22 protein-coding genes and 1 other RNA gene are annotated in these 21,617 nt (G+C 62.4%); 11 read left to right on the top strand and 12 right to left on the bottom strand.

The window, feature by feature from the left end; translation table 11 throughout:
* The first annotated feature begins 4 nt into the window (after positions 1–4).
* From VMA09_18240 to VMA09_18225, 4 genes are all read left to right on the top strand, one after another.
* Entirely contained in the window at positions 5–901 is an 897-nt protein-coding gene (locus VMA09_18240) for a hypothetical protein (GenBank protein HUA35555.1), read from the top strand.
* A gap of 10 nt (positions 902–911) precedes the next feature.
* The gene (locus VMA09_18235; protein HUA35554.1) at positions 912–1,412 is read left to right on the top strand and encodes a 6-carboxytetrahydropterin synthase; all 501 of its coding nucleotides are present in this window, start codon (positions 912–914) and stop codon (positions 1,410–1,412) included.
* 218 nt (positions 1,413–1,630) lie between these two features.
* On the top strand, positions 1,631–2,671 hold the full coding sequence (locus tag VMA09_18230; protein ID HUA35553.1) for a sigma-54 dependent transcriptional regulator: 1,041 nt from the start codon (positions 1,631–1,633) through the stop codon (positions 2,669–2,671).
* 16 nt (positions 2,672–2,687) lie between these two features.
* A complete protein-coding gene (locus tag VMA09_18225) occupies positions 2,688–3,131 on the top strand; it encodes a response regulator (GenBank protein HUA35552.1) in 444 nt (147 codons plus the stop codon).
* Here the strand turns inward: VMA09_18225 and VMA09_18220 are convergent, their stop codons facing one another.
* Positions 3,132–3,785 (bottom strand): pentapeptide repeat-containing protein, encoded by a 654-nt coding sequence (locus VMA09_18220; GenBank protein HUA35551.1) that lies wholly within the window; start codon positions 3,783–3,785, stop codon positions 3,132–3,134.
* Positions 3,786–3,905: 120 nt separating this feature from the next.
* Here VMA09_18220 and VMA09_18215 point away from each other — a divergent pair, with 120 nt between their 5' ends.
* Positions 3,906–4,271 (top strand): DUF4870 domain-containing protein, encoded by a 366-nt coding sequence (locus VMA09_18215; protein ID HUA35550.1) that lies wholly within the window; start codon positions 3,906–3,908, stop codon positions 4,269–4,271.
* Between the two features lie 7 nt (positions 4,272–4,278).
* Here VMA09_18215 and VMA09_18210 read toward each other — a convergent pair whose 3' ends face one another.
* The 4 genes from VMA09_18210 to VMA09_18195 form a co-directional block, all read right to left on the bottom strand.
* The gene (locus tag VMA09_18210; protein HUA35549.1) at positions 4,279–6,327 is read right to left on the bottom strand and encodes a hypothetical protein; all 2,049 of its coding nucleotides are present in this window, start codon (positions 6,325–6,327) and stop codon (positions 4,279–4,281) included.
* Between the two features lie 95 nt (positions 6,328–6,422).
* Entirely contained in the window at positions 6,423–6,905 is a 483-nt protein-coding gene (locus VMA09_18205; GenBank protein HUA35548.1) for a hypothetical protein, read from the bottom strand.
* A gap of 262 nt (positions 6,906–7,167) precedes the next feature.
* Positions 7,168–7,977 (bottom strand): phosphoadenylyl-sulfate reductase, encoded by an 810-nt coding sequence (locus VMA09_18200; protein ID HUA35547.1) that lies wholly within the window; start codon positions 7,975–7,977, stop codon positions 7,168–7,170.
* A gap of 31 nt (positions 7,978–8,008) precedes the next feature.
* Positions 8,009–9,631, bottom strand: a complete 1,623-nt coding sequence (locus VMA09_18195; GenBank protein HUA35546.1) for a nitrite/sulfite reductase — start codon at positions 9,629–9,631, stop codon at positions 8,009–8,011.
* A 127-nt stretch (positions 9,632–9,758) separates the two neighbouring features.
* Between VMA09_18195 and VMA09_18190 the strand changes: the two genes are divergently transcribed.
* Together VMA09_18190 and VMA09_18185 are read left to right on the top strand one after the other, a co-directional pair.
* Positions 9,759–10,196, top strand: a complete 438-nt coding sequence (locus VMA09_18190) for an Rrf2 family transcriptional regulator (GenBank protein ID HUA35545.1) — start codon at positions 9,759–9,761, stop codon at positions 10,194–10,196.
* A 186-nt stretch (positions 10,197–10,382) separates the two neighbouring features.
* The gene (locus VMA09_18185) at positions 10,383–11,189 is read left to right on the top strand and encodes a hypothetical protein (protein HUA35544.1); all 807 of its coding nucleotides are present in this window, start codon (positions 10,383–10,385) and stop codon (positions 11,187–11,189) included.
* A 127-nt stretch (positions 11,190–11,316) separates the two neighbouring features.
* Here VMA09_18185 and VMA09_18180 read toward each other — a convergent pair whose 3' ends face one another.
* The 6 genes from VMA09_18180 to ffs all read right to left on the bottom strand — a co-directional run bounded on the left by VMA09_18180 (position 11,317) and on the right by ffs (position 16,255).
* Positions 11,317–12,039 carry an SDR family NAD(P)-dependent oxidoreductase gene (locus VMA09_18180; protein ID HUA35543.1) on the bottom strand — a complete coding sequence of 241 codons (723 nt, stop codon included), beginning with the start codon at positions 12,037–12,039 and terminating at the stop codon, positions 11,317–11,319.
* Between the two features lie 192 nt (positions 12,040–12,231).
* The gene (locus tag VMA09_18175) at positions 12,232–12,816 is read right to left on the bottom strand and encodes a superoxide dismutase (GenBank protein HUA35542.1); all 585 of its coding nucleotides are present in this window, start codon (positions 12,814–12,816) and stop codon (positions 12,232–12,234) included.
* A 439-nt stretch (positions 12,817–13,255) separates the two neighbouring features.
* Positions 13,256–13,879, bottom strand: coding sequence for a recombination mediator RecR (gene recR, locus VMA09_18170; protein ID HUA35541.1), 624 nt, complete (start codon positions 13,877–13,879; stop codon positions 13,256–13,258).
* Positions 13,880–13,888: 9 nt separating this feature from the next.
* The gene (locus VMA09_18165) at positions 13,889–14,218 is read right to left on the bottom strand and encodes a YbaB/EbfC family nucleoid-associated protein (protein HUA35540.1); all 330 of its coding nucleotides are present in this window, start codon (positions 14,216–14,218) and stop codon (positions 13,889–13,891) included.
* A 28-nt stretch (positions 14,219–14,246) separates the two neighbouring features.
* Complete coding sequence (dnaX, locus tag VMA09_18160; GenBank protein HUA35539.1) at positions 14,247–16,121, bottom strand: DNA polymerase III subunit gamma/tau; 1,875 nt, start codon at positions 16,119–16,121, stop codon at positions 14,247–14,249.
* 35 nt (positions 16,122–16,156) lie between these two features.
* Positions 16,157–16,255, bottom strand: an RNA gene (gene ffs, locus VMA09_18155) — signal recognition particle sRNA small type.
* 318 nt (positions 16,256–16,573) lie between these two features.
* Here ffs and VMA09_18150 point away from each other — a divergent pair.
* The 4 genes from VMA09_18150 to VMA09_18135 all read left to right on the top strand — a co-directional run bounded on the left by VMA09_18150 (position 16,574) and on the right by VMA09_18135 (position 20,785).
* Positions 16,574–17,449, top strand: coding sequence for a carbon-nitrogen hydrolase (locus VMA09_18150; GenBank protein HUA35538.1), 876 nt, complete (start codon positions 16,574–16,576; stop codon positions 17,447–17,449).
* Between the two features lie 2 nt (positions 17,450–17,451).
* Complete coding sequence (locus VMA09_18145; GenBank protein ID HUA35537.1) at positions 17,452–18,531, top strand: agmatine deiminase family protein; 1,080 nt, start codon at positions 17,452–17,454, stop codon at positions 18,529–18,531.
* A 147-nt stretch (positions 18,532–18,678) separates the two neighbouring features.
* The gene (locus VMA09_18140; GenBank protein HUA35536.1) at positions 18,679–19,086 is read left to right on the top strand and encodes a DUF2089 domain-containing protein; all 408 of its coding nucleotides are present in this window, start codon (positions 18,679–18,681) and stop codon (positions 19,084–19,086) included.
* A 19-nt stretch (positions 19,087–19,105) separates the two neighbouring features.
* Positions 19,106–20,785 (top strand): hypothetical protein, encoded by a 1,680-nt coding sequence (locus tag VMA09_18135; GenBank protein ID HUA35535.1) that lies wholly within the window; start codon positions 19,106–19,108, stop codon positions 20,783–20,785.
* On the opposite strand, the gene VMA09_18130 is transcribed toward VMA09_18135, so the two are convergent.
* Positions 20,782–21,402: a helix-turn-helix domain-containing protein gene (locus tag VMA09_18130; GenBank protein HUA35534.1), complete on the bottom strand. Its 621-nt coding sequence runs from the start codon at positions 21,400–21,402 to the stop codon at positions 20,782–20,784. The two genes, VMA09_18135 and VMA09_18130, sit on opposite strands and share 4 nt — an antisense overlap.
* Between the last annotated feature and the right edge of the window lie 215 nt (positions 21,403–21,617).

Here is a 21,617-nt window from a genome sequence, read left to right as displayed (position 1 = left end):
GGCTGTGGGCGTTAACGATACGCTGCTGGTTGTTGGCTATGGATCGCTGCTTTCCGGCTATGGCTTGATCGGGCCGCGGCGCAAGGAGATCAGCCGGCTCTTCGCCCGCGACGCCGCGCCGGTTGTATTGCGTAACGCGCGGCGCGGGCTGGCCAAGTGGTCGAGCCACGGCAGCTACTTCGCGATGGACCTGGAACCTATCGATCGCGGAACTCCGATCAGCGCCGCGCTGGATGCGCGCGAGGGCGGACCCGGTGCGATCCTGCTTACATTCGATCGCTCCGAGGCACGCAAGATCGCGCGGCGCGAGGAGTACGGTCCCGACCTGCTCGACAAGCTGATCGCAAGCGCCGACGAAGAAGGCATTCCAGTCGGCGAGTACCTGCTGCGCGCGGCCGACGACACCCGTCACGATTTGCTCGCCTATCGAATCGAGCTACGCCGGCGCGTCGGCGCGACTTCGCCGGGTTATGTATTTCATCCGGTGCCGCTCGATGACGGCCGCGTTGCGATCGTCGCAATCGGCTCGGGATACGAAGGCAGCGGCGATCCGCTCGTGCGATCGTGGCGGCGTCATTACGGGATCGAGCGCGTGATGCCGATTCGCGAGGCGCTCGCGCGCAAGGAGTTCGATATCGATCGCGCGGGCCAGCTCGAATACGTCGCCGAGTGCCTGCTGGGAGGATTTCACGGCCTCGATGTCGGCGACCTGGTCGAGTCGCTCGACCCTGAAACTGAGCTCACGCGCGATCTTGCGAACCGGATCGCGCGCGCCGCTGAGCGCGAGCATGAGCTCTTCGCGCAGGCGACTTCACTTGACGCCGATCGTTATCGCGCGCGATTCACATCACCGCGTCATCGCGGCGTCGAGGCGCTTCTCAAGCTCGGCGCTATCGGCTAAGGAAACCTCGATGCCCGAGCGTTTTTCAATCAACGTGGCGAAGGAGAATCTGAAATTCTCCGCCGCGCATTTCATCGCATATCCGGGGTTCCGCGAGCCGCTGCACGGGCATAACTACCAGGTGGGCGTGCGCGTCGAGGGCAAGCTGACAAGCACCGGCTACGTGCTCGACTTCGGGTTAATCAAGAAGATCGCCAAGGAGATCGTCGACCGTCTCGACGAGCGCACGATCATTCCGGCGCGCAGCGACTGCCTCAAGATCGAAGGCCCGAGCGGCGGCAAGGTGCGGGTGCGCTACGAGCAGGACGAATTCATTCTGCCCGCGAGCGACGTGGCGATGCTGCCGATCGTGCATAGCTCGGCGGAGGAGCTTGCGCGATATATCTGGAGCGAGATGACCGCCGCGCTTGCCGCGCGCGGTGCGCTGGCCGAGGTGATCGCGCTCGACGTTTCGGTGGCGGAAGGGCCGGGGCAGACGGCAACGTTCAGTGATACGATTCGGCACGACTAGCAATCGCGCTACGCGGCTTCGTTTCTCCTCGAATCAAATTTCATTTTTTGTTGGGCCACGGCGGCCCACGCCGAGCATTGGCGGTTCGATTGATGGCGCGTTGGTTCGCGAGCCGATCGCTACTTGTTCGGCGCCGGGCCAAAGTGAGAAGATCGCGCCGCCGAGATTGTATTAATCTTCAAAGAATCGGAGCGTTATAGTCGGAGCGTCATAAAGGGGTGGCGTCTCATTTAACAGCGATTGGGGTCGGTGGCGGCGCGTTCACGTTTGAGCGTGCGCTAATCGGCGAACATCCGACGATCGTCAAGCTGCGCGCGCTTGCGGAGCGGGTCGCGTCGTCGGAGGTCACCGTGTTGATCACCGGCGAGAGCGGCACTGGCAAGGAGGTCGTCGCCAAGGGCATCCATGCGATCTCGCCGCGAGTAGAGCGGCCGTTCGTGCCGGTCAACTGTGCGGCAATTCCGCGCGATCTGCTCGAATCCGAGATGTTCGGGCATGAGCGCGGCGCCTTCACCGGTGCGGCGGGCGCGCGGCACGGGCTTTTCACGATCGCCGATGGCGGCACGATCTTTCTCGATGAAATCGGCGAGATGCCGCTCGACCTCCAGGCCAAGCTGCTGCGCGTGCTCGAAGACGGGATGGTGCGGGCGGTAGGTTCCGATCGTGCGACGCGGGTCAACGTCCGCGTGATTGCCGCGACCAATAACGACCTTGCGCGGGCGGTGAAGAAGGCGCTCTTTCGCGAGGATCTCTTCTATCGGCTGCAGGTCGTGCCGCTTCTGATTCCGCCACTGCGCGAGCGCCGCTCCGATATCCCGATCCTGATCGATTACTTCCTGGACCGCATCCGCTCCCGTACCCCGGGGCGCCAACTTTCTGTCACTCGCGACGCGATGGTCCATCTTTGGTCATACGATTGGCCGGGCAACGTTCGCGAGCTGGAGAACATGGTCGAGCGGCTCGCGATCCTGGCCGACGGTTCCGAAATAACCACAGGAATTTTGCCGCAGACTCTGCTCGATAGCGCGCGTCCGCAGCAGGCAATGATTCCTGCGACGCTGGGCGAAGGCGGGGTCGATCTCAACAAGCTGGTACGGGAATTGGAAGGTAGATTGATCAACGAAGCGCTCAAGCAAACCGGCGGCAACAAGCAGGCTGCGGCGCGATTGCTGGGGCTTAAGAGGACGACGTTCGCCGCCAAGCTGCGGCGATGCGGTGTGATAACTCCGCTTTCCTCAGACGAGGGCGAGGAAGAATAGCGGCGCAGGGATTGTTATGGATGAGCTTACCAGGCCGCCCCAGATATTAGTGGTGGACGACGATCAGGACACTGTCGCAATTCTGGCGCGGCATTTACAGCGTGAAGGCTTCGTCCCGATTCAGGCCAGCTCTGGTGCCGAATGCCTAAAGATGGTCGCCGAGAATGAGATCGACGTAATCCTGCTCGACCTGATGATGCCCGAGATGGACGGCTTCCAGGTCGTGCAAGCACTCAAGGAAAATGCCGACACGGCGGAAATTCCCGTCATCATGATCACGGCGCGCGACGATATGGACGCACGCGCCGAGGGGATGCGACTTGGAGTGAGCGATTTTCTCGCCAAGCCCGTGTTCCGGCGTCAGCTCGCGAATCGAATCCGCGCCCAGCTCGAGGCCGTCGCGGCCGGCCGCAACGCCACCGAGACGCTAAGCCGCTTCGACGCGGCGAGTAAAAAATAGCTAGACGATTTTTGCGCCGAGCATTTGGACGATCGTCACCGCCTGCGGCGGATCGATCGTTAACTCGGAGAATTGCGCTGCCTTGATCTCGAGGCCGTCGATTTTTGAGCCGCGCAGATCGACGTTCGTCAACTTGGCATGCGTGAGGCCGGCCTTGCGCAGATCGCATCCGATGAATGCGACGCTTTCGAGATTGGACTCCATGAAGTCGGCTTCCGTCAGGACGCATCCTTCGAAGCGGACATTGCGCAGTTTCGAGTTGGCAAGCCGCAGATAGTCGATGCGGCAATCATTGAAGCTCACGTCGGCAAGCTCGCCTTCGGCGATCGTGAGGCCGGTGAGGCGCGAGCCGAGTATCTCGACGCGGCGGAGGCTGGCCTTAGGCCATTCGCCGTTGGCGGCGCTCGATTTTTCGATTCGCACGTCGAGCAGCTTGAGGTTCGGCAAGCGCGAGCGGTTGAGCTCGAAGCGGTGGAGCACGCACGAATCGAAGCGCAGGCCTGAGAATGATGAATCGACGAGCTTTGCGCCTTCGAGCGCGAGCAGTTCGTAGGCGTCGCGCTCGAATTGCTCGATCGCGAGCGTCTCTAGCCCGCTCCTGGGTAAATCCGGGGAGTCGATTTTGAGTTCGCTTCGGGCGCTGGCTCGTTTCATCTCAAATTGATGCAGCAGCGGCGCTGCGTCCTGTATCATTGCGTATCGCGCTAAGCTTCGACTACAGATTAGGCGGCCCGGCCCACGCAGCCGGGACCGTGGCCAGGAGGAAATTACTCGATGAACGGTGAGGCAGCCGGCAAGCAAAACAATGTGATCGCGGCGCTTACTTATCTGCTGGGTTTCGTCACCGGCATCATTTTCCTTTACCTCGAACCCTACAACCAGGACGAGTTCGTGCGCTTCCATGCGCGCCAGTCGATCGGCTTTTCGATCGCGTGGTTCGCGGTCTATATCGTCTTCAGTGTTTTCATCGGCGTACTGCCGCATGCGCTCGGCGCCGTGCTGAATTTTCTGTTGACGATTATCGGGATCGCGTTCGCGTGCTTATGGGTCTTCCTGATGTGGAAGGCCTACAGCGGCGAGCGGTTCAGGATTCCCGAGCTCGCCGACATTATCGACAACGTCGCGGGCAGTTCGGTCTGAAAATCGTTTAGGCTGATTCTTTTTCGGCGGCCGCGCCGTCCGACGCCGGTATCGGCACCGCCTGGATATTTGCCGTGCCGGTGACGAGGCGGAGCGCCGGCTCGCGGGCGATCGCGTCGAGCGTGCGCCGCGCCACTTCATCCGCGACCTGCGCCGCGCGCCGCGTCTCGGCGGGATAGCGGATTATCACTTCGAGGCCCGACGAACTGAGGCTGAGGCGGCTCTGCGGCTTTGGCGAATCGAGGATGATATTGAGATCGCGCTCGAGGTGCCGATAGTCGCCCTGCACCTGTTCGCGATAGCGGGCATAAACCTGGTCAACGGCGTCGGTAAGACGCTTCTCAGCCAGCCGATAATCGCAATCGGGCGCGAGCGTCAGGCGAATCTCGTTCCAGACGAAACTGGTGCCGGGCGCCTGTTTGAAGAAATTGCCGTTGGGCTGAAAGACGACGGCGTTTGAAAAAACCACGACGCGGCCGGTGGGCTGCAAATGATTGCCGTTGCCGCCGAGCTCCATCAGGCTCAGCTTTACGAGACCAACGTCGATAACATCGCCGGTGACGCCGCTGATCTGCACGCGATCGCCGGCTTTGATCCCGAACCTGCCGATGAGGAAGAAATAGCCGGCAATCGAGAGAATCACGTTCTGGAGTGCGACCGCGACGCCCGCCGCCGCAAAGCCAAGAATCGTCGCAAATGAGCCGAGCTGATCCGAGAACGTGATCAGCAGCACTATAACCACGAGCACACCGACAACGAGGCGGCGCGCAGCGAGCACCTGGCCGCGGCGGCGCACATCCTTGACGTACTTCAGCGTCAGGCTTTTCCACAGAAGGCCAAGGCCGAAGATCAGCAGGAAGGCGAGCGCAATACCCGCGAGCCGAATCGACAGGCTGCGGATATCCTGGCGCATCCGCAGCCGAATCGCGTCGCGCCAGCGCTCGACATTGTTGCTGTATGCGTCGAGCAGGAGGAGCTGCTTGCTGAGCGGCAGCGCAACCGCGGCGAGCGCCTTGTGCTCTTCGATCAGCGCGTCGAATTCCTTCTTGCGTTTGCGCAGCGTGGCGGCGTCGGCGCTCGTGGCGCTCCTGGCGAACTCGGTGCCGCGCGAATCGAGTTCCTGGATGCTCTTCAGAAAGGGATCGCGCACGCGCGTCACGTCGCTGATAAAGACGCTTGTCTGCGTGAGCGTCTGATCGAGCAGATCGAGCTTGTGCCTGAGTGCCAGCAGGTCGAACACAAAGCCCGTGGTCCCCGAGCTCTGAGCGGGCTTGAACGCCGGAGCCGGTGTGGCCGGCGCGCCAGGGTTCTTCTGCGGTGATTGCTCGCTTTCGGGAATCGATTTCTGCAGCTCGTCGATTTGCCCATGAAGTCCGCTTGATTGCTCGGGCGACGAGGTGCCGGTCTGATACTCGATGATCGAAGTCAACGCATCGGCGCGCGCCTGCGCGAGATCGACCTCGCCCTGCGCCGCGACCACCTGCGACGCGAGCACGTCGCGCTGTTTGCCGCGCGCGCGAGTGAGTTGCGCTTGCAGAAGCTTGAGCCGCGCTTGCGCCTGATTCAGCTCCTGCTGAATCGCGGCGAGCTTCGTGCCGACGGCGGTATCGGATGCGCGCGCGCCCGTCAGGGTCAGGTTCTTGCCCGATGACTTGGCGAGGAAGTCGGCAGCCTTGCGCGCGTACTCAAAGGCGAGCGAGAGGATATCGGTCGCGGTCTGGCGATCCTCGGCATAGAAGAGGGTTTCGCTCGGCTCGTCGACGAGCTGCGCCTCGACGTTGAGATGGCGATACCAGTTGATCGCGTCGCCGAGGTAGCTGAGCACACCTTGTGGCGAAGTCGCGTGCGATTCGGCCACGGGTGTCGCAGTCGCGCTCGGCATCGCCGAAGCAGTCGCGGCGGATGACTGCGAGGCCGATGGCGCGGGCGTTGGACTCAGCGTCGCTGACGGCGATGCACCGCTGGCGCGAGCCGCGAGCGTCACGACCATTGCGAAGCCAAGCAGGATCGAGGCAGCCGGTCTGACGAAAAGAGTTTGCAAACGGGAGCGAATCATTTCGGGCAGTTCCGGAGCGAGCAATTAGTCGGGCAGCAACTTCGCGACGCAAAGGACTCTATCACGCGCGGGAAGCGTGTTCGATTCGCGCGCGGTCAGCCGCCGACGTCGAGTTCGAGGCTTTCGACTCGCACACCCGCGGCTTCGAAGCGGACGACGATCTGGCACTTGCCGGTCTTGATCGTGAGCGAATACGCGCCGGGGCTCCGCTGCGTCGTCGTGATGTGCTCGATCTCCTGTCCGCGCAGCTCGCCAAGCGCCTGGTTGAGCTCGGCGATCGACGCTGCGATCTCGCGTCCGCGCGGCGTCTTCATGAAGAGCGAATTGAGCGCGAGCTCGGCACCAGGGCCGAAGAGCTTGCGCACACGGCCGCTGGTGAGCGCGACCTCGACGATTGCGCCGAGGCGCGCCTGCAGCTGCGCCGGAATCGACATCGCCGCGACGGCCTCGCGCAGCGCTTCATAGACCTCGCGCGCGGCGGGATCGCTCGTCGCATCAAGGAACGCATCGATTTGGGGGATCAGAACATCACGCTGCAACGCATCGAGCTCGATCGCCATGTCGGAAGTATCGGCCATCGGATGATTCGAGATGATAGCGTGTTTGCGCGAGACGCGCCGCACGTGTTGGGGCCCGGCAACGCACCCCATTAGCTATTTATTCAATCGGCGAAAAAGACCGTCATCCCGAGCGACGTCGAGGCCCCCAAAGGGGCCGGTGCCAGACATCGCGCCAGCGCTTTCATTACGTTCCGTTAGCGTGATGCTTGCGCTGAGTGCTATGCGCTGCACCTCTCCCTGGACTAGGAGAGGAGATCAGAAAAGAGGCTGTCGGATGCGATTAGTGCGCTTTGCCGTTATGCCCGAGCAGCGCGGCTAGCTCGTGCTCGAAGCCGCCGGTTTCGATTGAGCAGTGCATGCCGCATTCTTTGGGTGCGCCCGTTTCCCACCACCATCTGCCCGCGCGCGGATCCTGGCCTTCGCCGACGGCGCGCGTGCATGGGGCGCATCCGATTGACTTGTAGCCCTTGTCGTAGAGCTCGTTGTAAGGAACGTCGTTGGCGCGGATGTAATCCCAGACTTCCTCGTCGGTCCAATCCGCCAGCGGCGCGAGCTTCACGATTCCGCCGTGATCGTGATCGATCTCGATCTTGCGGATATTCGAGCGCGTCGCCCACTGGTCGCGGCGCAGTCCCGTCACCCACGCGCTGTAGTTCATGAGCGCGCGGCGCAGTGGCAGCACTTTGCGGACCTGGCAGCAGAGCAGGCGCAGGTTGATATCGCGATAGAATAGGTTGTTGCCGTGCCGGGTGAGCATCTGCTCGACGATGCGCGTGTCGGGCAGAAAAATCTCGGTCTTGATTCCGTAGCGGTCGCGAACCTTGTCGATAAGGTCGTAGGTTTCCTGCGGCGTGCGGCCGGTGTCGATCGTGAAGACGCGAATCTTCGGATCGATCTTGGCCGCCATGTCGATCAGCGCGCATCCTTCGGCCTGAAAGCTCGAGCAAATCGCGAGTTCGCTGCCGAAGCGATCCATCGCCCAGGCCAGCACCTCCTGCGGTTCCTTATCGTCGAGCTCGACCGCGGCTTCGCCCGCTTCGAGTTCGTCCATCTGAAGAGTCAATTCGGGCTTTTCGATTTGCTGTTCCACGGCTGGCTCCGGTCGTTGTCGAGTAGGAATCCTATTGAGCGGCGGCCTGTGCGGCTGCCGACTCTCCCTGGGCAATCGCGATCAAATCGATGTCTGGTGTGCGAACGCAGAAGCGGCTGAAAGTCTCATTGGCTGAGCGCTGCGCAAGATAACCAGCGAACAGGCGCGCCACCTGGTCTTCGACTTGCTCCGATGGCACCCGCCGCAATAGAGGCTTCCCGATTGCGGCATCACGCCCGAGCCCGCCGCGCAGGATAATGTCGAACGCCTCGAGCGGCTCGCCGTTGGGACCGCGTCCCGTCGTGCCCTGGAGGCCGATGTCGCCAGTCCAGTGCTGAGCGCACGCGTGAGGGCATCCATCGAGATTCAGCTTGAGGTCACCGACCGCATCGCCAAACTGTGTCGACAGCCGCTCGATAATCGATGCGAGCTTGGTCTTCGTCGGCGTCACCGCGTAATTGCAATGCGGATCGCCGATACATCCGATCGACGACGCGTACAGGCCGTTGACGTCGAGCGGAAATCCGATCTCGGCGACCTTGGCGATCACTTCCTCGAGGCGCGCCTCGGGAATTCCGGCGAGGATGAAATTCTGGCGCCGCGTGAGCCGGATATCGCCGCCGTACGATTCCGCGAGCTCGCCGACCTCGCGCATCTGCTTGCCGCTCATCAGGCCGAGATAAACCGGGAAGCCGACGTAGAAGAGCCCCGCCTGCTTCTGCGCATGGATTCCCATGTGATCGCTCTCGTCGTCGGGCAGCGGCATCTCGTCGAGGCTCTCGAGCGGCGCGCCGAGCCGATCTTCGACCAGCTTGCGGAACTCCTCGACGCCGTAGTCGTCGATCATGAACTTGAGCCGCGCCTTGACCCGCGAGATCCGGTACTCGGTGGTGAGGCGCCATACGTCGAGAATCGCGCGCAGAACCGGAATCACCTGCTCGCGGGTGATGAAAACGCCGAGATGGCGCGACAGCCGCGGCGTCGAAGATTGCCCGCCGCCGACGCGCACGGCGAAGCCCTCGCGTCCATCGCGAATCATCGCGACCAGCGATATGCAATTAATCTCGGGCGCGTTGCATTGATGGACGCACGAGGCGATCGAAATCTTGTGCTTGCGCGGCAGGTCGGAGTACTCGCGATTACCGTAGAAAAATTCCGCTGCGTCGCGCACCTCTCCGGTTACGTCGAACAGCTCGTTGCGATCGACGCCCGCGACCGGGCATCCGGTGATATTGCGCACCACGTCACCGCATCCGCCCATCGTCGTAAGACCGGCGGACTTGAGCTTGTCGAAAATCGCAGGCGCCTTGTCGAGCGTGATGTAATGAAGCTGGATATTCTGGCGCGTCGTGAGCTCGCCCTCGCCGCGGCCGTATTCTTCGGAGATCTCGCCAATTGTGCGGAGGCCTCGCGCGCTCAGGATGCCGCTCGGAATCTTGACGCGCATCATGAAGGTGCCGATCTTCGGCTTGTCGTGATACATCCCGAACCATTGGAGACGCACGATGTCCTCCTCCGGCAGTTTTTCGTAGGACGTGTCAGCCAGCCGCTGCCATTGGTTGGCTAGCTCGGTGGGAAACAACTCATGCTTGAGGCGCTCGACGGAATTGCGCTTCAAGACCATTTCCCACGCAGGCGCTACCCTCTTCGGCACAGACAATTCTCCTCGATACTTTGGAAAACGTAACTTTGATGAGTACCTTAGTCAACTAATTACATGACTTATCAAGTCAACTATTTAATGTTCTCGTCACTTCTGCTAGAAATACCTCAGGAATGCAATGAAATTTGGCGTCGGAGTGGATTACTCGGTCAAGGCTCTGCTGATGCTGGCCGAGCGTTTTCCGGGCGGAAAACCGACCCGCGTCGAGGAAATCGCCGAGCGGCAGGGCCTGCCTGAGAACTACCTGAGGCGCCTGCTGATCGAGCTCAAGCGCGGCGGCTTAGTGGTCAGCCAAAAAGGCCCCAGTGGCGGCTACCTGCTCGCGCGGCCACCCGGACGGATCTCTATGGCCGATGTCGTCGAAATAATCGAGGGCGACTACAATCCCGTCGAATGCCTTGATGATCGCGCGGGAGCGCCCTGCTCGCGCGATAATCCATGCGCGATGCGCGACGTATGGCGCCAGGTCCGCGACAGCACAAATCAGATTTTACGCAGCGCAACGCTGCAATCTCTCGCCGAAAAACGCAAATCCGCGCTTTCCTTCAGCATTTGATGTCCTGGCCGTTTAGTGCGACTATCGTCCAGATCTCAGCCGTTGAACTTCACTTATGTTGAACGCATTGTGAAATAATGGTTATGATCAAAATAAGGGCAGGTGGTGGATGAGGCGGCGGTTTCGCTTCTGCTGACGCCGTCCGAAGTGACGCCAGAAACCGCGAGCTGCCGGAACGGAAAGCATATGGCGAACGCAGCAGCATACTCCTCTCTCAACGGCACAAATCTCAGGCGGCCGTCGCTTTTCGATGCACTCGGCGAGTTCCGTGTTCCCCTCGAAGCGACGATGACTCTGTGGAGCGCGATCACCAGCACGTGGCCCGCGGTCGAGCCCGCGCAGCGCAAGATCGTGATGCTGATTCCGGGCTTCATGGCCGGTGACAGCTCGTTAATCCCGCTCGCGAATTTTTTGCATCGCCGCGGCCATCGCACGATCTTCGGTGGCATCGTTTCGAACTCGGATTGCCCGCGCGACACCGTGCGCAGCCTGAGTTCGCGGCTGCTCCAGGCGCGCGAGCGGTTCGCTCAGCGAATTGTGGTGATCGGCCAGAGCCTCGGCGGCGTTTACGCGCGCGAGCTCGCCCGGATTCATCCAGATGCGGTTGAGCGTGTGATCACGCTCGGCGCGCCGATTCGGCAGCCTCGCGACGCCGCCAACGTTGCGGTGCAGGCCGTCGCGCGCTCGATGGCGATGCTCCGCGGCAGGGCCGACGGATGCCTCAGCGAAAGCTGCCGCTGCGGCATGATGATCAACGACATCGCGCCCATCGGCGTGCCGATCACGGTGCTCTATTCGCGCAGTGATGGAATCGTCCACTGGCAAAGCTGCATCGACCATAGTGAGCTGCGCACGGTCGAAAACGTGGAGATCCCAGGCAGCCACTGCGGCATGGGCATCAACGTATCGGCCTACCGAATCATCGCCGACCGCCTCGCATTGCCTCGGCGCTCCGTGACAAGGCCCGGCCGCGCGTCGGCCAGCTCGAACTAACTATCGGTCAACTCGGCGCGAACTCGGAAATCCCTCTCCTGTGCGCGGCTACGGCCATCGGCCGCAGCCGCCGGAGAGGCTATTCCAGAAGCTGCGCGCGAATTGGATGCATTCACGGACTCAGCAATCAGGCGCGGCCGTATACCGGTACCACCGCGCCCGATGTCACTTGGCAGTCCTCTGAACACAAGTAGTTGAGCGTGCGTGCGATGTCCTCCGGCTTCACCCAGTTCTCGTGCTTTGCCTTGGGCATCGCCTTGCGATTCGCCTCCGTGTCGATCGTGCTCGGTGCGATCGCGTTGACGAGCACGTTGTCGCCCAGCACTTCTTCGGCGAGCGATGCGGTCAAAGTTGCGATCGCGCCTTTCGCGACCGCGTAGGCGGCGAAGTCACCCGCCCCTGAGAGTCCGCTGCGCGAAGTCACCGACACGATCCTGCCGTACTTGTTGCGCTGCATGATCGGTACGACGCTACGTGCGGCAAGGAACGCGGTGCGCAGGTTCAGATCGATCATGCTCTGCCATTCGTCGAGCGTGGTTTCGGCGATCGGTTTGCCGCCCCAGAAACCGCCGACCAGGTTGACGAGAATATCGACCCGGCCCCACTTCGATGCGACCTCGTCGGTAAACTGCTTGACCTGCGCCTCGACGCCGACGTCCGATTTGCGCACCAGGTACTGCGTGTCGGGAAAGCGGTTGCCGAGCCGCTCGCGCAGCATCGGCACTTCAGCATCGACCACGTAGGGGATGGCGACCTTGGCCCCCGCGACGAGAAAGTTTTCGGCCACGGCGCGGCCGAGCGCCCCCGTGCCGCCGGTAATAATCGCGATTCGGTTTTCGAGAGTCTGCATCTGCGTTCCCTCCACCTTCCCGCATACGCGAAAAAAAACGCCGGGCGCAAGCCCGGCGCTCATTCTTTTTCGTGAATGATCTCAGCGGACCTTTCAAGGGCCGCCTCTGATCCCCCTTCCCGCACCGGGAAGGGAAGTTGCCGATACGAGCACTGCGCTTGACTCGCCCGCATCGTTCACCCAACTAGTTGCTTACTTCAGGTTGTCGTTGGCGAACTCCCAGTTAACGAGCGTCCAGAACGCCTCGACGTACTTGGGGCGCGCGTTGCGATAGTCGATATAGTACGCATGCTCCCATACGTCGCAGGTGATTAGCGGTGTCTGACCGTCGCGAATCGGGCATCCGGCATCGTGGGTCGAAGTCACTTTGACTGAGCCGTCCTTGTCCTTCACCAGCCAGGCCCATCCGCTCCCGAAATGCCCGGTCGCGGCTTCGGTGAACTTTTGCTTGAAGGTCGCAAAATCGCCAAATGCTTTCTTGATCGCGTCGGCCACCGGACCCTTGGCCTCTCCACCCGCCTTGGGCGCGAGGCTCTTCCAGTAGAAGCTGTGATTCCAGTGCTGCGCGGCCTGGTTGAAGAGCACACCGGGCTCGGCCTGCTTGACGATCTCGTCGAGCGAGGTGGCGTTGGCGAACTTGCTCGTCGGGAGCAATTCGTTGAGGCGCGTCACGTAGGCGTTGTGATGCTTGCCGTGGTGAAACTCGAGCGTCTCCTTGGAGATCGCTGGCGCGAGCGCATCGATGGCGTATGGCAGCTTGGGAAGTTCGAATGCCATGATCGGGACTCCATTCTTTCGCCGACCGGACGCGCAATTGGCGTCAGGATCGGGCCAGGTTTAAGCAGATCCGGCAAGCCGGAATTAACGAAAATGGGCTGATCGTTCGACTCGATCCTTACCTTACCGCCACGCCGAAAGCGGTTGCAAGGCGAGATCGGCAGCGGGAGCGCGTCAGCGCTCCTCCTCAGGAAACAAAAAGGAAAGCGCTTCGCGCGCTAACCGGTGCCGGCACTTTCGGTGCCACCAAAGATCCCTCAACTCCGCAGACTTTGCTCAAGTGACTCAGGAATATAGTGGGGCGGGCGTCCCTGCCCGCCGTTGATTGCGCGGAGCTTTCTCCGCGCCACCTTTTGGGCAGATATCGAGGGCGCGCAACGCGCCGTCTTAATGGCGGGCAGGGACGCCCGCCCCAGGACATTGTTTTCTATTCTCAGAGTTAGAGTTCGCGCCGACCCGTGAGGGCGCTGGCGAGGGTGGCAGAGTCGGAGTATTCGAGGTCGCCGCCTGCGGGGAGGCCGCGGGCCAGGCGCGTGGCTTTTACGCCGAGAGGTTTCAGCGTGCGGGCGATATAGAGCGCTGTTGCTTCGCCTTCGACCGTCGCGTTGGTCGCGATTATAACTTCGCGGACCTCGGCGGGCGGGCTGACGCGCATCACCAGCTCTCGCATCTTGATGTCGTCGGGGCCGATTCCGTCGAGCGGCGACAGCGCGCCGTGCAGCACGTGATACAACCCGCCGAATGAGCGCGCGCGCTCCAGCGCCATAAGATCGGCGGGGCCTTCAACGACGCAAATCAAATCGCGCTCGCGCTGCGGGTCTTCGCAGATCTGGCATCGCGGATTATCCGACAGCGCGAAGCATTCGGCGCAAAGGCCGACGCGCTCTTTCATTTCGAGCAGCGACTCCGCAAGCGCAATCACCTGGTCACGCGGACGATTGAGCAGATTGAAGGCGAGACGCGAGGCAGTCTTCTCGCCGATTCCGGGCAGGCGCGAGAGTTCCTTCACGAGCCGCGTCATCGCGGGCGGCAATCCGTCGCCGCGCTTCAGGTTCTCCGCCATCGCGATTCGCTACGCGCCCGGAAAGCCGGGGATCTTGAGGCCAGCCAGCGGGCCCATCTTGCCCATCTCTTCGCTGACGAGCTGTTGGGCGCGCGCGAGGCCGTCATTGACGGCGACGACGATCAGATCCTCGAGCATCGGCTTGTCGTTGGCGGCGATGAGCGTCTGGTCAATTTCGATGCGCCGCACACGCAGGCCGCCGTCGACGGTCACACGCACCATGCCGCCGCCGGATTGCGCCTCAACGGTTTTGGTTGCGACCTCTTCCTGCATCTGGCGCAGTTTTTCCTGGAATGCCTGGGCCTGCTGCATCAACGAGGCGAAATCGAAATCTGCCATGATCAACTCCACCCGCGCGGGCGGGACTTCACGATTCCTCTTTGGTGCCGGGAGCCGGGATGCGCACTTCAACGAGGCGCGCTTCGAGCGTATCAACGATTCGGCGCATCGTGGGCTCGGCGAGGAGTGCGGTGCGTTCCTCTGGAGTTGCACTCCGCCGCGGCGCACCGGGATTCGCTGGCGGAGGCACGGGATCGATCGTGAGCTTCAGCGTCCGCTCTTCAGGCTCGGGCTCGGGAGCGGGACGTGATGGTGCGGCCGTGGCCGGAGCGCTCGCTGCGGCGTTCGCCGGTGCGCTCGTGCTCGAAGGCGGCGCGGGCCTTACCGGCGCCGCGGGATTGAACTGCGCAAGCTCGACGCGCATCGGACGCGCATAATGTTCCGTTGCGAGCTCGGCGATCACGGCCTTGTTGTCATTTAGATAGCGAACGTAGATGTCGTTGCGCGGCGTGACTGTCAGCAGGTCGCCTTCGGGGCTCAGCGCGAGCGCGGCGCCCTGCTCCATGAAGCCCGCGAGCGCAGCGCGCTTGCTGCGGATAAAATCGCGCAGTTCGGGCAGCTCGCGCTCGCCGCTCGTGACCGGCGGCGGAGGAGGCGCCTGCGGAGCTGGACGCAAAGGAGCGTCGGCCTTTACCTCGCCTTCGACGCGAAGCTTGCGCGTTCCGGCGGGAGGCGGCGGAGCTGCGGGCATACTGAGCGGACGCGATCCTCCGCTCGAAGATGGCGTTCCGCCCGATGAGGTAGGCGCGCCCTTTTCGAGCATCCGCATCAACTCGTCCGCATCGACGACCGGCGCGAGCGACGCCATCCGCACCACGGCCATCTCAAGCAGCAAATCGGGATACGGCGACTTGATCACCTGCTCCTGCGTGTCGGCGAGCAGGCGGAAGAGGCGCATCACGTCGCGCGAGCTGAGCTTGGCCGCGATGCGTTTGAGCTCGGTCACTTCGTGATCGGGAATATCGTCGAGCGGGCTCTGGGAGCCATCGGCCGGCAACTTCGCGACTGCGAGGTTGCGCAGCGTTTCGAGCAGGTCGCGGCCGAGAGATTCGAGGTTCGCGCCGCGCGCGGCCAGCTCGCGCACCTGACGCAGCGCCGCGGCGGCATTCTTATCGACGATCGCATCGGCGATTTTGAACACCGTCGAGCGGCTCGCGACTCCGAGCGACGCCGCGACTTCGGATTCGATCACCTTGCCATCGGTGCCCGAGGCGATCGCCGTTTCGAGCATCCGCTCGGCATCGCGCATGCTGCCGCCCGCCTCACGCGCGAGCACGCGCAGCGCAGCCTCCTCGGCCTCGGCATTCTCGCGCGAGGCGAGCTCTTTCATGCGCTCGAGGATCGTCGTGTATGGAATTCGGCGGAAGTCGTAGCGCTGGAGCCGCGAGAGGATCGTCTCAGGCATCTTCTGCGGCTCGGTGGTGGCGAGAATAAACTTGACGTGAGGCGGCGGCTCTTCGAGCGTTTTCAGCAGCGCGTTGAAAGCCTGGTCGGTGAGCTGATGCGCCTCGTCGATAATGTAAATCTTGAAGCGGTCGCGCGCGGGCCGGTAGCTGAGGTTTTCGATAATCGCGCGCGCGTCGTCAATTTTACGATAGGTGGCGCCGTCGATCTCGCTTACGTCGAGGGCGCGCCCGGCGCGAATCTCAACGCAGGCGGCGCATTCTCCGCACGGCTCGGCGGTGGGACCCTTCTCGCAGTTGAGGCATCGCGCGAGGATTCGCGCCGCCGTGGTCTTGCCGACGCCGCGAATTCCGGTGAACAAGAATGCGTGCGCGATCCGGCCGCGCTCGAGCGCCGCGGTGAGTGTGCGTGTGACGTGCTCCTGGCCGACCAGCTCGCTGAAGCGTTCCGGGCGCCATTTGCGGGCGAGTACGAGATGTGAAGCTGGAGATGCGGCCATCGCGAGTATCTAAATAGCGACGCTGCCCGTCGAATGATAGCCAGGCACCCCTGCGGCACAGGGTGGCGGCCGGTGCCGTTGCTTCCTTCCGGACCTGGCGGGGTTCGCGGCCTTCCCTTGCGCAGGACCCGGCTATCAACGGCGAGCAGCGTCGCGAAAAATTGCGCGGCGGATTCCTTGGCGCCGAGCTATTAGAGTATCACAGCAAGGGGCATGCAACCGCATCGCGGGATTTTGATCCTGATGGACCGCTGATACGCGACGATCGGCAGTGGAAGAAATAACCACGAAGACACAAAGGCACGAAGGGGTTGAACAGGCGCCCCTTTTTTTTCTTAGCGTCTCGGTGCCTTGGTGGTGATCTTTTTCTGCGAAGTCTTGGATGCAGCTTGCGCCGCCACCACTCAATAAATTAGTAGCGTGAGAATTGCGCGGTTGCTATCTGATCTTAGATGGCTCGTGAAAAGGACATTCTCTCTGTCGGGCTCATCCAGATGGCTTGCGATCCTGAGCCGCGCGTCAATCTCGCCAAGGCCATCGCGCGGATCGAGGAAGCCGCCAAGCGCGGCGCCGAGATCGTATGCACGCAGGAACTCTTCGCCTCGCATTACATGTGTCAGGTCGAGGATCCGGCGCTGTTCGATCTCGCCGAGCAGATTCCCGGCCCGACCACCGAGATGCTGGGATCGATCGCGCTCGCGCGCAAGATCACGATCGTCGCCTCGCTCTTCGAAAAGCGCGCCCCCGGCGTTTACCACAACACCTCGGTCGTAATCGGTCCGGACGGCAAGATCGTGGGGCGCTACCGCAAGATGCATATCCCCGACGATCCGCGATACTACGAAAAGTTTTATTTCACGCCCGGCGATCTCGACTTCGTGGCGCATCCGACGCCGCACGGGCCGATCGGCGTCCTCGTGTGCTGGGACCAATGGTTCCCCGAGGCGGCGCGGCTGACCGCGATGGCCGGCGCGCAGATCCTTTTTTATCCGACCGCTATCGGATGGTGGCACGGCGAGCCCAGGGAAGTGCGGCCCAAGCAGCAGAACGCATGGGAGACGATCCAGCGCAGCCACGCGATCGCCAACGGTGTCTACGTCGCCGCGGTGAATCGCGTCGCCGTCGAAGGCGAGCTCGAATTCTGGGGCCACTCCTTCGTGGCGGATCCGTTCGGCGAAGTGATCGCGTGCGCGAGCACCACCGACGAAGAGACGCTGGTCGTCCAATGCGATCTAAAGAAGATCGAGTACACGCGGCGCAACTGGCCGTTCCTGCGCGACCGCCGAATCGATGCCTACGGCGACCTCACGCGGCGCTATCGTTCATAAACGTGAAGTCGATTCCGCCTGAGCATCGCCGGCTCCTCGCGAACTACCGGATGCCGCCGGAGTGGGCGCCGCACGAGGCCTGCTACCTCGTCTGGCCGCATAATCGCGAAACCTGGCCGGGCATGTTCGAAGTGATTCCGCCGCTTTACGCCGCGATGGTCGCGGCGATCGCGCAGTTCGAGCCGGTGCGGCTACTGTTAAAGGACGAAGCCACGATGCCGGATGCCGCCGCGCTGATTCGCGAGGCGGCCCGCGGCAACGATGCGATTATACGCAACGTCGAGGCGTTCGTGCTCCCGACCAACGATTCGTGGGCGCGCGATCACGGTCCGATCTTCGTCAATCGAATCACGGGCGCAGGGCCTGCGCAGATCGCACTCGACTGGAAATTTAATTCGTGGGGCGAGAAGTACGGCGAGTTCGATCTCGACGATGTCGTCCCGCAGAAACTCGCCGCGCGCTACGGCTTCGAGTTTATTGAGCCCGGAATCGTGCTCGAAGGCGGATCGATCGACGTCAACGGCGCGGGCACGCTGCTCACGACCGAATCGTGCCTGCTGAATCCCAATCGCAATCCCGATCTCACACGAGAGAAGATCGAAGACTATCTCAAGACCTACCTCGGCGTATCGAACGTGCTGTGGCTCGGCGACGGAATCGAAGGCGACGACACCGACGGTCATATAGATGACCTCGCACGCTTCGTCGCACCCGAGAAGATCGTCACCGTCGTCGAGAACGATCCCGCCGACGCCAACTACGAAGTGCTCCAGGAAAATCTGCGCAAGCTGCGCGCGATGCGCGATCAGGACGGACCCCCGTTTCGAATCGAGACGTTGCCGATGCCACCCGCGGTCGTTCACGACGGCACGCGCCTGCCCGCGTCATACGCCAACTTTTATATAGCCAACGGCGGAGTCGTGATGCCGACCTTCGGCTGTCCCGCCGACAAGATCGCCGCCGACACGCTCGCGCGCCTCCTGCCAGGCCGCCGCGTCGTCGGCGTTCCAAGTACGGATCTGGTGTGGGGCCTCGGCTCAGTGCACTGCCTGAGCCAGCAGCATCCCACGCCGAGCAGATAACGGAAAAAAGCCACCACAAAGTTCACGAAGACACCAAGGGAAGGAAGGGCTGCCCTTCTAATCCTTAGTGCCCTCCGTGGTAAATTCGTTCTTAAGTCTTTTAACTTTGATATTGACTTAATTAATTTCTAGTTTAATATACTGCACATGAGGCCGCTTATTCTTAAGTGTCCGTCCTGCGATGGCGCGCTTAGCGTCGCTCGGCTCGAGTGCGCCAAGTGCGACATCGGTATCGAGGGCGAATTCTCGATGCCGCCCCTGCTGCGGCTCTCGCCCGCGCAAATCGACTTCGTCGAGGTCTTCATCAAGAACCGTGGCAGTATCCGCGACGTCGAGCGCGAGCTCGGTGTGTCGTATCCCACCGTGCGCGGTCGTCTTGATGACGTGATTCGCGCGCTCGGCTACCCGGTGAAGGGTGAGGCCGCCGAAGAGGTGCCACCCACCGAGAGCGCCACAGGCCGACGCTCCGTGCTCGCCGATCTCAAAGCGGGCCGGATCTCGCCCGAAGAAGCGCTGGCCGCGCTCAACGAACCCGAACCGCAAAAAAATCGCTGATCAAACGGAGAAGCTGGCGATGGAATCTAATCTTAAAGGAATTGAAACGCTTCGAATCATTCGCGCCGACGGCAACCTGAGAATCTCGGGAGGCGCGGGCGTCACCGAGCTCGGCAGAGATGCCGAAGTGATGCGCGATGGGGGCCTCGCCGAGGTCCGCCTGCGCAGCAACGCGACGGTGACGGTGGCACCGGGCGTGACCGTCGAGGTGATGGACGCCGCCGGCAATCTCGAGGTGCGCGAGCTGGCGGCCCCGCTCACGCTGGAAAAGGTGCGCGGCAACTTTAACGCCTCTCGCGTCGGCGCTGTTTCGATTCGCTCGCGAATCGCGGGCAATGCTCATCTGGAACACGCCGGCGCGATCGAGGCCGAGCAGATAAGCGGCTCGCTCACGGTTGAAGACGCGAAGTCGATCCAGGTTTCGCAGGTGGCGGGCGGGGTCGAATGCGGAATCATCACGGGCGATATAGCGATCGAAAAAATCGCGGGTGGTGCGCGGCTCTATGAAGTGCGCGGCAGAATCACGTCGCGCCTCGTAGCGGGCTCGCTCGAAGTTGCCGATACCGCGACAGTCGAAACGAGCGTTGTCGGCGGCAAGGTGCGCGCTACGCAAATCAACGGCAACCTGGCGTTTGGGAAAATCGGCGGCAAGTTCGTCGCCGACGGCGTCACTGGCGATGTCGCCGCCGGATTCGTCGGCGGCCGTGCGAGTATCACGCGCGCCGACGGCAAGATCGAACTCTTCGACGTGAGCGGCGCCGCCGAGGTGCGCAGCCAGTTCAAACCCGGCACGACCTGCACGATAAAGAGCCGCGGCCGGATCAACGTCGAAATCGATGGCGGGCCTGTGCTCGCGATCGCGGCCTCCGCCGGATGGGGCAAGGTCCGCCTCTACGGAATCGATACGGCCGGGCTCAAGTGGACGGGGCGCGCTCGTGTCGAGGGCACAGTAGGAGCGCAGCCCGAAAACGCCGAGCGTGCGCGCCTCGAGCTCGATACCACTTCTGCCGACATCATTATTACGACCGCATCTGCCGAAGGCCGCGACTACTGCGGACGCGAGGGCCGCTTCGGCAAGCGCTTCGGAGGTCCGTTCGAGGATTTCGCTGCCGACCTTGGCGAGGAGATTCCCGAGTTCGTGAGCTCCGTGCTCGATTCGGTCGGCAAATTCGTGTCCGACAGCGGCGTCCGCTCGGGCAGCTTCGTGCGCGACGTGACGCGCGACATGAGCCGCGGTATCCGCGAGGCGATCGGCGAACTCGAGCGCACGATGTCCGATCTCGGCAACCGCGTGCCGAACGATATCAAGGAGCAGCTCGCCAAGCTGGGCCGCGATCTGACCGAGCTGCTGCGCGAGGCGACCGCCGCCGGCTCGAGCATCACCCGCGAGGAGCGCCGCGAGCTGCGCGAGAAGATCCGCCGCGCCGTGCGCGAGATGCGCGACGCGCTGCGCGATGCCGCTCGTGCCGCTCGTCCCCGTTCGGCTGGTGCGACGCACGATGCCGCTCATTCAAGCGATTCATCGTTCAACACCGATACCGACGACATCCCGCGTCCGGGCACGACAGTAAAACTCTCGCGCGACGAGGCGATCCTGCAGATCCTGCGTGCGGTCAAAGAGGGCCGACTCGAGCCCGAAGAGGCCGACGATTTGATCAATGCATGGAACAAGGAGCCGGGCGACGCCCGCACCGCTTAGGCGGACGATCGTGGCACGAACTTTTCGGCGTAAGCGCGCAGTGCGCTGACAAACAGATCAAGCGTTTCGCTGATTTCGCGGCGCGCCTTGGGCTTGTCGTTGGATTCGGCGATTCGCACTGCGGCGGCCTCGAACGCTCCCGTCATAAGCGACGAAATCGGCTCGAGGGGAAGGGTGCCCGGCACTTCGCCCGCCTGCCTCAGCGCCGCGACCATCGATTGCACGAAATTTGCCTGCACGGGGCCCATCCGGCTTCTGATCTCGCGCCGGCGCGCCGGGCTCAGCACGCTGCGGCCATCGGCCAGCACGATGCGGTAGGCCTCGGGCTCGCTACAGCAATCGAGGAAAGCCTCGCGGCCATTGTGGATTCGCCCCCACAGCGTCGGACCCTCGGCCGCCGCAGCGAGCGTCTTCGCAAACATCCCGCGCAGCACGCGTTCAAAAACCTCCGCGAACAGGTCGTCTTTACTTTTGAAGTAGAAATAAAGCGCCCCGCGCGTGACCCCGGCCGCATTCACCAGGTCCGGGATCGAAGTGTTGGCGTAACCCTTTTCGGCGAACAGCTTGCGCGCGCCGTCAATTATCTTCTCGCGTACTGCACCGCGATCCTGCTTCATCAAACGCCTGCGCTTTCCCGGACCGGGGTTAAGCTTCTGAAGTTCTTACCGATGAACGAAGGAGACTGCCAACGGTTTTCGAGGTCCCGTTCGACAGCTTGTGTAGCATAGCTATACTGCGAGGTCACCCCGCTTTCCCATATCCGAGCTTACGTACTCTGGCGTTACCTTCGAACGCGCGTTCAGATTCCTTGACCGGGACCGCGGCGTTGATG

This window comes from Candidatus Binataceae bacterium (assembly GCA_035508495.1).
In the GTDB taxonomy this organism is placed as follows: domain Bacteria; phylum Desulfobacterota; class Binatia; order Binatales; family Binataceae; genus JASHPB01.
The sequence above is the reverse complement of the archived record's forward strand: the minus strand, read 5'-3'. Positions and strand labels throughout refer to the sequence as shown.

Bases quoted from the DNA above. Each gene is read 5' to 3' on its own strand.
- VMA09_18235 (HUA35554.1), top strand. From the start codon at position 912: ATGCCCGAGCGTTTTTCAATCAACGTGGCGAAGGAGAATCTGAAATTC.
- VMA09_18225 (HUA35552.1), top strand. From the start codon at position 2,688: ATGGATGAGCTTACCAGGCCGCCCCAGATATTAGTGGTGGACGACGAT.
- VMA09_18220 (HUA35551.1), bottom strand. From the start codon at position 3,785: ATGAAACGAGCCAGCGCCCGAAGCGAACTCAAAATCGACTCCCCGGAT.
- VMA09_18215 (HUA35550.1), top strand. From the start codon at position 3,906: ATGAACGGTGAGGCAGCCGGCAAGCAAAACAATGTGATCGCGGCGCTT.
- VMA09_18210 (HUA35549.1), bottom strand. From the start codon at position 6,327: ATGATTCGCTCCCGTTTGCAAACTCTTTTCGTCAGACCGGCTGCCTCG.
- VMA09_18205 (HUA35548.1), bottom strand. From the start codon at position 6,905: ATGGCCGATACTTCCGACATGGCGATCGAGCTCGATGCGTTGCAGCGT.
- VMA09_18190 (HUA35545.1), top strand. From the start codon at position 9,759: ATGAAATTTGGCGTCGGAGTGGATTACTCGGTCAAGGCTCTGCTGATG.
- VMA09_18185 (HUA35544.1), top strand. From the start codon at position 10,383: ATGGCGAACGCAGCAGCATACTCCTCTCTCAACGGCACAAATCTCAGG.
- VMA09_18180 (HUA35543.1), bottom strand. From the start codon at position 12,039: ATGCAGACTCTCGAAAACCGAATCGCGATTATTACCGGCGGCACGGGG.
- VMA09_18175 (HUA35542.1), bottom strand. From the start codon at position 12,816: ATGGCATTCGAACTTCCCAAGCTGCCATACGCCATCGATGCGCTCGCG.
- recR (HUA35541.1), bottom strand. From the start codon at position 13,879: ATGGCGGAGAACCTGAAGCGCGGCGACGGATTGCCGCCCGCGATGACG.
- VMA09_18165 (HUA35540.1), bottom strand. From the start codon at position 14,218: ATGGCAGATTTCGATTTCGCCTCGTTGATGCAGCAGGCCCAGGCATTC.
- dnaX (HUA35539.1), bottom strand. From the start codon at position 16,121: ATGGCCGCATCTCCAGCTTCACATCTCGTACTCGCCCGCAAATGGCGC.
- VMA09_18150 (HUA35538.1), top strand. From the start codon at position 16,574: ATGGCTCGTGAAAAGGACATTCTCTCTGTCGGGCTCATCCAGATGGCT.
- VMA09_18140 (HUA35536.1), top strand. From the start codon at position 18,679: ATGAGGCCGCTTATTCTTAAGTGTCCGTCCTGCGATGGCGCGCTTAGC.
- VMA09_18135 (HUA35535.1), top strand. From the start codon at position 19,106: ATGGAATCTAATCTTAAAGGAATTGAAACGCTTCGAATCATTCGCGCC.
- VMA09_18130 (HUA35534.1), bottom strand. From the start codon at position 21,402: ATGAAGCAGGATCGCGGTGCAGTACGCGAGAAGATAATTGACGGCGCG.